At 53.5% G+C, this 9,847-nt stretch carries 12 protein-coding genes; 11 read left to right on the top strand and 1 reads right to left on the bottom strand.

Annotated features, from left to right (window positions below):
• Window positions 1-467: hypothetical protein (locus tag K5753_06830; GenBank protein MCR4726913.1), on the top strand; the 467-nt coding region annotated here is incomplete at its 5' end.
• 48 nt (window positions 468-515) lie between these two features.
• Here K5753_06830 and K5753_06825 read toward each other — a convergent pair.
• Window positions 516-1,868 carry an RsmB/NOP family class I SAM-dependent RNA methyltransferase gene (locus tag K5753_06825; protein MCR4726912.1) on the bottom strand — a complete coding sequence of 451 codons (1,353 nt, stop codon included), beginning with the start codon at window positions 1,866-1,868 and terminating at the stop codon, window positions 516-518.
• A 203-nt stretch (window positions 1,869-2,071) separates the two neighbouring features.
• Here K5753_06825 and K5753_06820 point away from each other — a divergent pair, with 203 nt between their 5' ends.
• The 10 genes from K5753_06820 to K5753_06775 form a co-directional block, all read left to right on the top strand.
• Window positions 2,072-2,407, top strand: a complete 336-nt coding sequence (locus tag K5753_06820; GenBank protein ID MCR4726911.1) for a hypothetical protein — start codon at window positions 2,072-2,074, stop codon at window positions 2,405-2,407.
• Between the two features lie 172 nt (window positions 2,408-2,579).
• Window positions 2,580-3,023, top strand: a complete 444-nt coding sequence (gene rpiB / locus K5753_06815) for a ribose 5-phosphate isomerase B (GenBank protein ID MCR4726910.1) — start codon at window positions 2,580-2,582, stop codon at window positions 3,021-3,023.
• A 2-nt stretch (window positions 3,024-3,025) separates the two neighbouring features.
• On the top strand, window positions 3,026-3,358 hold the full coding sequence (locus tag K5753_06810; GenBank protein MCR4726909.1) for a hypothetical protein: 333 nt from the start codon (window positions 3,026-3,028) through the stop codon (window positions 3,356-3,358).
• Window positions 3,339-5,351: a V-type ATP synthase subunit I gene (locus tag K5753_06805; protein ID MCR4726908.1), complete on the top strand. Its 2,013-nt coding sequence runs from the start codon at window positions 3,339-3,341 to the stop codon at window positions 5,349-5,351. The genes K5753_06810 and K5753_06805 overlap by 20 nt, the downstream gene beginning before the upstream one ends.
• Window positions 5,348-5,815, top strand: a complete 468-nt coding sequence (locus K5753_06800) for a V-type ATP synthase subunit K (protein MCR4726907.1) — start codon at window positions 5,348-5,350, stop codon at window positions 5,813-5,815. The genes K5753_06805 and K5753_06800 overlap by 4 nt, the downstream gene beginning before the upstream one ends.
• 3 nt (window positions 5,816-5,818) lie before the next feature.
• Window positions 5,819-6,391, top strand: coding sequence for a hypothetical protein (locus K5753_06795; GenBank protein MCR4726906.1), 573 nt, complete (start codon window positions 5,819-5,821; stop codon window positions 6,389-6,391).
• Window position 6,392: 1 nt separating this feature from the next.
• Entirely contained in the window at window positions 6,393-7,352 is a 960-nt protein-coding gene (locus K5753_06790; GenBank protein MCR4726905.1) for a V-type ATPase subunit, read from the top strand.
• Entirely contained in the window at window positions 7,345-7,674 is a 330-nt protein-coding gene (locus K5753_06785; protein MCR4726904.1) for a V-type ATP synthase subunit F, read from the top strand. The genes K5753_06790 and K5753_06785 overlap by 8 nt, the downstream gene beginning before the upstream one ends.
• A 1-nt stretch (window position 7,675) precedes the next feature.
• The gene (locus K5753_06780) at window positions 7,676-9,439 is read left to right on the top strand and encodes a V-type ATP synthase subunit A (GenBank protein ID MCR4726903.1); all 1,764 of its coding nucleotides are present in this window, start codon (window positions 7,676-7,678) and stop codon (window positions 9,437-9,439) included.
• A 1-nt stretch (window position 9,440) separates the two neighbouring features.
• Window positions 9,441-9,847, top strand: a 407-nt coding sequence (locus tag K5753_06775; protein MCR4726902.1) for a V-type ATP synthase subunit B, incomplete at its 3' end; no start/stop codon positions are given.

Genomic DNA, 9,847 nt, shown 5'->3' with positions numbered 1-9,847 from the left:
AGTATGATATTACCCGATACAATGCGAAACGTATTATTCATATGTATAGAGGAATTCTTTCGGGGGAACCGGGCACTTCCGGTTTAAAGCCGTCTTTTTTGGAGGAGAATTCAACGAAATATCTTTTGCTTAAAGATGGCGGACACATGGATGATCATGATAAAACTTCACCCGAAACTCGATGCTATATTATAAAAGAAAGGGAGCAGATGGAGGGAATATTTGAAACATTACCCGAAATCGATCCCGAAACGCAAATGATCGCAATCGCCTTTTTCCAAACGACAAGCAAAAGGAAAGATAGCTTTGCGGGATTTGAGCAGGATGACGACGTTTTGAAAATGCGAATAAAAAGAGAATATTACAAAAGCAAACCAGTTACCGCGCCAATGTATGCGCAAATTGTTTCGGGTTTTATTTTGGACAAATTGGACGTTACGACTTTGGAAGTCGTTTTTATAAATTGAGGTAAGAAGAGGAAGCGATTTTTTTTGAGTTAAAAAGAAGCTCGACCGTTAAAGGTCGAGCTTCATCGTTCTTAATCCTTTCGGATACTTGTTTTTGATCGTTCCGTTAACGACCTTTCCGCCGCCGAGGGGGAATCCTCCCGCGCAAACTGCCGAGTAGCCTTCCTTTGCGGTTTTCGCTTCGATTTCCAATCCGTAGAGATATTCCGAGATCCTTTTGTCGCCGAAAGGGATCTCTTCTTTGTTTTTGAATGATGCGCCGAACGCCGTAAAAAGGTTATGGTGCGGCTCGAACCTGCCTTTTACGATCTCACCGATGCAGACGCCTTCGGAAAGATAGCGCAGGGGGATCGTCTGCGCGAGCGGATGGACGGCGAAGATCTTGTCACCGTTTTTGACGAGTTCTCCGATCTCGCCCTCGATGAATTCGTCCGTAAACGAGCGGATCGTTTTTCGCTCGTTTGCGGAGAGCGAAGAGGGGATCGCTTTTTGCGCGTAGAGTTTTTCGCCGGGCTTTTCGAAAACCGCGAAGAATTGCCCTTCGCCTTCCGCGATATGGGGATAAAAGCGGCGGGCGAAGCCGATATTTCGAAAAGAGCCTACGCCCGGCGCGGTACAGGGGAGGACGGCGTCTTTCGGTGAAACGAGGACGAGTCCTTTTTCTTTGACGAGGAATTCCGCGATCTCTTCGTCCTCTTCGGGCGCGTAGGTGCAGGTCGAATAAAGGAGCGTCCCGCCTTCTTTCAAGCAGGGCAAGACCGAAGAAAGAATCTCCTTTTGCCGCTCGGCGTTCATTGCGTTGATCCCTTCGTTCCAGCATTCGACCGCCGCGCTTTCCTTTCGGAACATTCCTTCGCCGCTGCAAGGCAGATCGCAGATCACGAGGTCGAAAGTCTCTTTCGCGAATTTCCCGAGATCTTTCGGGGTCAGCGAGGTTACGCCGACGTTTTTCAGACCGAGTCGCTCTACGTTTTGCAGAAGAATTTTCGCGCGCTTGAAGTCGATCTCGTTCGCGACGATAAAAGAATCCGGGGAAGATAGCGCCGCGCCGATCGTCTTTCCTCCGGGGGCGGCGGCTACGTCCAAGACTTTTTTCCCGATCGAAGGCAGGGCGGCGATCGCGCTCATCGCGCCGGGGTCCTGCATATAAAAAAGCCCCGCCGCGTGCAGGACGTTCCCGCCGATCTTTTCCTCGCTGTCCAAAATGCGCCCGTTTTCGAGGTAGGGGACGGGGCGTGTCGGAAGAGGAAAGATTTCGTCAAATTTCGCCGCGCCGATTTTGGCGGTATTGATCAAAAAACCGCGTGAAGCGGGGCGGGAAAAAGTCGCTTCATAGGAAGCGAGATCTTCTCCGAGGAGCGTTTTCATTTTTTCGAGATAAAGCGGCGGTAAATTCGTCATAGCTCTATCCTATCACGGCGCGTTTTTTTTATCAAGTCTTCCGCTCGGATCGCGATTTTTTTCGCGCGAGAAATCACGAAGATACGCGAATTTGCGGGAAGGAAGTCGGATCGCGGTTTTCTCCTATAATTCGACAAAGTTTTCTGTTGCGGCGTGTTCGCGCTCCCGCTATAATAAAGAAAAATTTCACTAAGAGGTGAGGTATGAAAAACGATGGTGAATTGAAAAAGCTGGCGCAATCGGCGAAAAACAGAATGAAAAGCGGCTATTGGCAAGGCGCGGGAACCTATCCTTCTTCATCGGTTAAAGAAGAGGGGACGATCGGCTATGCGGTCGAAGAAGAGATGTATGCGAAAGTTCGCGAAATGCTTTTCGAGAACGAGTGCGTGATCGACCCGATCGGCAGACTGATGGATCAAAAGGTCTACGAAAAAATGTCCCCGACCGCGCGGATCGGGTACGTTTTGGAATTATCCAAGGTCTACGTTCGCCTGAAAGAACGGTTTTACAGGGAAAAGAGCCGAAAACAGTTTCAATAAGATCGGCGAAAGACAGAAACGCGTGGGATCCGAGAGCTCGGAGCCGATGCGTTTTTTTCATTGCGCAAAAGAAATCGAAAATGAGGGAACTTGCCTTGACAGTTCGCGCGCGAATAAAGTATAATATTTCACATAATAATAGAAGCCGTTTCTTCGGCAAGGGGAGGAAACTATGCGAATCGCTATCGGTTGCGATCACGGCGGGATCGTCTTGAAACCCGAGATCCTGAACTATTTGAAAGAAAAGAACGTCGAATTTTTCGATTTCGGAACGTATGACACGCAGAGCGTGGATTATCCCGTTTATGCGAAAAAAGTCGCCGAGGCGGTCGCGTCCGGCGAATTCGATAAAGGTATCTTGCTTTGCGGAACGGGCATCGGAATGTCGATCGCGGCGAATAAGGTCAAAGGAATTCGCGCGGCGGTCTTGTCGGACGAGTTCTCCGCGGCGGCTTGCTCCGCGCATAACAACGCGAACGTGCTTTGCCTCGGCGGAAGAGTCCTTTCCCCCGAAAAAGCCGTTAAATTGGTCGATCTTTGGCTTTCGACTCCGTTCGAGGGCGATCGCCATAACAGAAGGCTCGGTTTGATCGCCGAGATGGACGAGAGGAAATAAAAATGATATCCGAAGTAATGGAAGAGATCTTTTCCGCGGAAAAGAAAGCGGAAGAGATCGTTCAAAGCGCGCAAGCGGAAGCGAAAGAGATCGCGGCGCAGGCGGAAGCCAAGAGAGCGGCGATCGTCGTTTCCGGGAAAAAAGCCGCGGCGGAGCTTCTCGCCAAGCTTGAAAGCGAGACCGATCGCGCGGCGTTGGAAGAAGAAAAGCGCGTGATCGAAAAAGGCAAAGAGCAGGCGGCGGCTCTCAAAGCGGAAGCCGAGAAGAAAGTCGGCGCTACCGCGGACGAGATCGCCCGCAAACTGTTTGAGGAATATGGCGTTACTACCCTTTAAGAAACTTACGCTCATCACGTTATCGAGCGACTCGGAAAAGGCGCTCAAATGTCTCTCGCGCACGGGTAGCGCGGAGATCGTCTCGACGTGCGAGATCGAATCCGCCGTCCGCGGAAACGCCGTCTTGCGTGAAGAAAACGCGGACAGCCGTCTCGCGGATCTTTCTTTTTGCTTCGACTTTTGGAAAGAGCAAAAAGTCAAGCTTTTGAAGATCGCGAAGCGTCAGGACGAGGAAAACAAGATCACGAATTACGAGAAAGCGAAAACGCCGCTTCTCGAAAAGATCCGCGCCGGCAAAAAGAGCGTTTCGTTCGACGAGTTCGATAAAGTCGCCGAGAACGACGAGAATATCCGCGCCATCACGGCTCGACTCAAAAAGATCTCCGAAGAACTCACCGAGCTCAAAGGCGAAAGCGCGAGAAATCTCGCGACGGCGGAACAACTCGCCTTCTTTGAAGGCGCAGACGTTCCTTTTTCCGAGATCAAGAGCGATAAATTCGTCGTTCGCGCGCTCGGTTTGATCCCGACGGATAATCTCGCGGGAGAGGATTTCTCCGATCTCAAAGAGCTCGTCTTCGAGGATCTCGGCAGTCGTCAAAGGGTCACGACGGCGTTCGTCGCGTATCCCCTTTCGATGAAAGACGCCTGCGAAGAGAAGCTTTCTTCGCTCGGATTCAGCCGCACGGGCTTTACTTTCCCCGTAACGGCGAAGGAAAAGATCGAAGAGCTCAAAACCCGTGACGAGGAGATCTTCCGCAGCACCGTCGCTCTTATGGAAGAGGCGGTCGCCTACGAAAGCGAGATCCGCCCGCAAATGGAGATTTTGTCCGACTATTACCGCGTGGAAAAAGAAAAGTGCGCGGCGATCGAAAAATCTTTCGGAACGAAAAGTACCTTTATTTTGACCGCATGGGTTCCCGCGCATCTCGAAGAAGCGACGGAAAAAGCGCTTTCCGCGTCCGGAATTACCTTTTACGGCACGTTCGAAGACCCGAAAGAGGGCGAGGCTTATCCGACCCTTGCGAAAAACAATCCCGTCGTCACTCCCTACGAGAGCATCACGAATATGTACAGCGCGCCCTCGCCCCGCGAAATCGACCCGAATCCTTTCGTCGCGTTCTTCTATTTCGTCCTGTTCGGGCTTATGGTGTCCGACGCGGCGTACGGCTTGATCCTCGCGCTCGGCGGTTTCGGGCTTTACGCCTTGAAAAAACCGCGCAAAGGGGAAGGTCAGCTCCTTTTGATCATCGGTATGGGCGGCGTCTCCACTTTGATTTGGGGCGTTATGTTCGGCGGTTATTTCGGCGAATCCTTCTTTAAGCCGGTGATGTTCAACCCGATGAACGAGCCTTTGAAAATGTTGATCTTGTCCGTCGCGCTCGGTCTGTTCCAGATCTTGTTCGGAATGGGCATTTCTTTCGTTCAAAAATGTAAAAATCACAAACCCGTTTCCGCCGTCTTCGGAGAAGGAAGCTGGTTCGTCCTGTTTGCGGGGCTCGGCTTGTTCGTCGCGAGCGGAATGGTGAAAGCGCTTGCGGGCGCGAAACTCGCCGCGCTTATCGTCCTTGCCCTCGGCGGCGCGGGCGTCCTCGTCGGCGGCGCGCTCGGAAAGAAGGGCGTCAAAGGTAAACTTATCGGCGCGTTCGGTAACGTCTATAACGTAACGGGCTTTATGAGCGATATCCTTTCCTATTGCCGTTTGTTCGGCTTGGGGCTCGCCACGGGCGTCGTCGGGATGGTCGTCAACCTGATCGCCGGCATCTTGCGCGACTTGATCCCCGTCGTCGGCTACGTCCTGTTCGTCGTGATCTTGGTCGTCGGTCACGTCTTCAATATCGCGATCAACACGCTCGGCGCGTACGTCCACAACTCGCGCTTGCAGTACGTCGAATTCTTCTCTCGTTTCTACACGGGCGGCGGTCATATATTCAAGCCTTTCGGCTCGGATCTGAAATATATTCATTTGGATAATAAAGGAGGAAACAACTTATGAGTATCGGAACTTTTTTGGCAATTCTCGGCGCGGCGCTCGCGGCGGGACTCGCGGGCATCGGCTCCGCGATCGGCGTGGGAATGGGCGGTCAGGCGGCTGCCGGCGTAACGAGCGAAGATCCCGATAAATTCGGCAGTTGCCTTATCTTGCAGCTTCTTCCCGGAACGCAGGGTATTTACGGCTTGTTGATCGCGTTCATCGTCTTCATCAAGATCAGCGTGTTCTCGGGTATCAAAGCGATCTCGATGGCGCAAGGTCTCGGCGTCCTTTCCGGTTGCATCCCCATAGCGATCGTCGGTTTTATCTCCGCGATCCATCAGGGAAAAGTCGCGGTCAGCGGTATGGCGCTCGTCGCGAAACGCCCCGAAGAGCAGAGCAAAGCCATCGTTATGGCGGTTATGGTCGAGACCTACGCGATCCTCGCGCTTCTCGTTTCCTTCCTCGCCGTCTTCTTTGCGATCTGATCTATGGCTAAGCAGGATTTGTTAGACAAGATCGTCGCGGAAGCGAACGAAAAAGCCTCGTCGCTTCGCGCGGATGCGAAAGCCCGTGCGGACGCGCTGATTTCCGCGGCGGAAGAAGAGAGCGCGGCGCTTTCCGAAAGCGCGAGAAAGCTCGCTTCGTCCTCTGCGCCCGAGGTTTTGAAACGCAGGCGCTCGATGGCGGAACTCGAAGTCAGGAAGATCCTTCTCGAAGGAAAGCAGGAACTGATTTCGAAGTCCTATCAAGAAGCCTTGGCGCGCGTCGTCGCTTCCCCGAAGTATCAAGATCTTCTTCTTTCGATGATCTGCTCTTCCGCCGAAGAGGGCGACGCGGTACAGTTCGCTCTGTCCGACGAAGGCAAGATCAATGAAAGCAAGATCCTTTCCGCGGCGAGCAAGAAGCTCGGCTTCCCTCTTTCCGCGGCGAAGGAAAAAGGCGACTTCCGCGGAGGGATCGTCCTCCTCGGCAAGCGCTACGACAAGAATCTGACGCTGGAATCCGAACTTGCGCGTTTGCGCGCGTCGGGCGCCGGCGTGGACAAAACGTTGTTCTCGTAATATGCAGCAAGGTCTTTTGTTTCAAAACGCGATCATAAAGGCTCGCGAAAGCGCGCTTTTCGGAAAGGACAAGATGCAGCGCCTGTCCGATGCGCCGACCGTGGAAGAGGGCGTCAAGATCCTTCTCGAAGGGGGATATCCCGCGGGAAACGATTATCTCGAAATCCTCGCGGCGGCGGAAAAAGAAGCGGAAGAATTCTTTCTCGAATCGTCCGTTTCGGGTTACGGGCTCGAATGCTTCTCCGTCCTTTCGGATTATCACAACGCGAAAGTTCTCGCGAAAGAAGCCTTTTTCGATGTGACTGCGGAATGCTTTAAGGCGGACGGGTCGATCGCGCTTTCTTTCCTTTCGGAAAAGATCCAAAAGGAAGAGTACGATTCATTGCCTTCGCCGATGCGCGTCGCGTTCGAAAAGTTTAAGAAAGAGAACGCGGCGGGATCGCTCGCGCCTTCCGAGATCGATAAGAGCCTCGATCGCGCGGCTTTCGAAGATATTTCCGCGAGGATGAAAAAAGCGCATCTTGTGATCCGGACCTATTTCGCGACGTACGCCGACCTTACGAATCTTTCGGTCGCCGCGCGTTCCCGAAACGCGGGCATTTCGGCGGCGGAAGCGGAAAAAGGGTATTTGGCGGGCGGCGAGATCCCCTTTCAGGATCTCAAAAGGATCGTCGACCTCGGTCTTTCCGAGGGAGCGGACAAGATCCCGATGAAACCCTTATACAAAAAGGCGATCGAAGCCTTAAAAGAAGGCGTCGCGCCCTTCGAAGCGTTTAAGGAGAACGCGCTTCTCGCTCCTTTCAAAAAAGGGAGATACGATATGTTTTCCCCCGCGCCGATCGTCGGGTTTTATCTCGGCAAAAAGCGGGAGATCAAAAACGTGCGCTTGATCTTCGCCGGTATCAAGAACGGCGTGGACAGAGAAATCATCAAAATGAGATTGAGGGAGCAATATGTCTGAGAAAAGCAGTATTGCCGCGCTTGGCGACGCGGACACCGTGTTCGCTTTTAAGTCGGTCGGAGCCGACGCCTACGCCGTGGACGGGGTGGACGCCGCTCGCGAAAAACTTAGAATTCTCGCGCGCAACTACGATATTATATTTATAACCGAACAGCTTGCGGAAAAAATTCCCGATCTGATCGCGCGCTACAAAACGCGCGCCTTTCCCGCGGTGATCCCGGTGCCTTCGTCTTCCGGAAGCACGGGGTACGGCAAACGCTCGATCCGAGAGGACGTGGAAAAAGCGATCGGAACCGATATATTGAGAATAGAGGAGAACTAAAATGGCGGATGGAAGAATCGTAAAAGTCGCAGGACCGCTTATCGTTGCGGAGAATATGCAAGACAGCAAAATGTATGACGTCGTCAAGGTCAGTGAGCAAGGGCTGATCGGCGAGATCATCGAGCTCAGAGGCGATAAAGCGTCCATTCAGGTCTATGAAGAGACGGGCGGACTCGGCGTCGGCGAAGTCGTCAAAAGCACGGGCGAACCCCTTTCCGTGGAACTCGCTCCGGGCTTGATCGAAAGTATTTTCGACGGAATTCAGCGTCCCCTCGTCAAACTGCGTGACCTTTCGGGCGCGAGGATCGGCAGGGGACTCAACGTCGATTCTTTGGATCACGAGCGCAAATGGGATTTCGTCCCTGCGAAGAAAGTCGGAGACGAAGTGATCCCCGGCGACGTCCTCGGCGTCGTCAAGGAGAACACGCTCATCGATCATAAGATCACCGTCCCGTTCGGCGTTACGGGGACGATCAAATCCATCGAGAGCGGCAAAAAGACCATCGTGGACGAGATCGCGGTCATTAAGACCAAGGACGGTGACAAGAGCGTCTGTATGCTCAAAAAGTGGCCGGTCCGTCGCCCTCGTCCGATCAAAGAAAAACTTTCTCCGTTTATGCCGATGGTAACGGGTCAGCGCGTCATCGACACGTTGTTCCCCGTCGCGAAAGGCGGCGTCGCCGCCGTCCCGGGTCCGTTCGGAAGCGGCAAGACGGTCGTCCAGCATCAGCTCGCGAAGTGGGCGGACGCGGATATCATCGTCTATATCGGTTGCGGCGAACGCGGCAACGAAATGACGGACGTTTTGAACGAGTTTCCGTCCTTGATCGACCCGAAATCGGGCGAACCTTTGATGAAAAGGACGGTTTTGATCGCGAATACTTCGGATATGCCCGTCGCGGCGCGTGAAGCCTCGATCTACACGGGGATCACGATCGCCGAATATTTCCGCGATATGGGGTATAACGTCGCGATCATGGCGGATTCCACTTCCCGTTGGGCGGAAGCTTTGCGCGAAATGAGCGGCAGACTCGAAGAGATGCCCGGTGAAGAAGGCTACCCCGCCTATCTTTCCAGCCGTCTCGCGGAGTTTTACGAGAGAGCGGGTATGGTCAAGATCCTCGGCAGCGAGGACGTAACGGGTTCGATCACGGCGATCGGCGCGGTCTCCCCTCCGGGCGGCGACCTTTCCGAGCCGGTCAGCCAAGCGACGCTCCGCATCGTAAAGGTGTTCTGGGGGCTTTCCGCGGCTCTTGCTTATAAGAGGCATTTCCCCGCGGTGGATTGGCTTACGAGTTACTCTTTGTACAGCGATAAGCTGAACGAGTGGTTTGATAAAAACGTTGATCCCGATTGGGAAAAGCAGCGCGCCGCGGCGATGCGCATTCTTCAAGAGGAAGCGTCTTTGGACGAAATCGTCCGCTTGGTCGGTATGGACGCGCTTTCGCAGGAAGACCGCCTGACGATGGAAACGGCGAAGTCCATAAGAGAAGACTATCTGCATCAAAACGCTTTCCACGAGGTCGACACCTACGCTTCTTTGAATAAGCAATACAAGATGTTGCGTTTGATCCTTTTGTCCGACGAACTCGGGCGCGACGCTCTCCAAAGAAGAGTGGATATCGAGGATATCCTCGCGCTTCCCGTCCGCGAAGAGATCGGCCGCAGTAAGTATATTCCCGAAGAGGAAATCGAAAAATTCGGCGTTATCGAAGAGAAATTGAAGCAGTCCATGGCGGCTTTGATTTCCGAAGGAGAGATTTGATATGGTTAAGGAATACAGAACGATACGCGAAGTGGTCGGACCGTTGATGCTCGTCGAGGGGGTCAGCGGCGTCACCTATAACGAACTCGTGGAGATCCGTCAAGAGGACGGCGATCTCAGAAGGGGCAAGGTGCTCGAAGTGATGGGGGACAAAGCCCTCGTGCAGCTCTTCGAGAATTCGCAGGGGCTCAAGATCAGCACCTCCAAAGCGCGATTCCTCGGCAAGAGCATGGAGCTCGGTGTGTCGGTGGATATGCTCGGTAGAGTCTTCGACGGCATCGGCAGGACGAAGGACGGCGGCCCCGATATCTTGGCGGAGATGTCCCTCGATATCAACGGTCAGCCCATCAACCCCACAGCCCGCGACTATCCCGACGAATTCATTCAGACGGGCGTCTCGGCGATCGA

It is taken from the genome of Clostridia bacterium, from assembly GCA_024685775.1.
In the GTDB taxonomy this organism is placed as follows: domain Bacteria; phylum Bacillota; class Clostridia; order Christensenellales; family CAG-1252; genus CAG-1252.
Note: the sequence above shows the minus strand (reverse complement) of the source record. Positions and strands in the feature narration are given on the sequence as shown.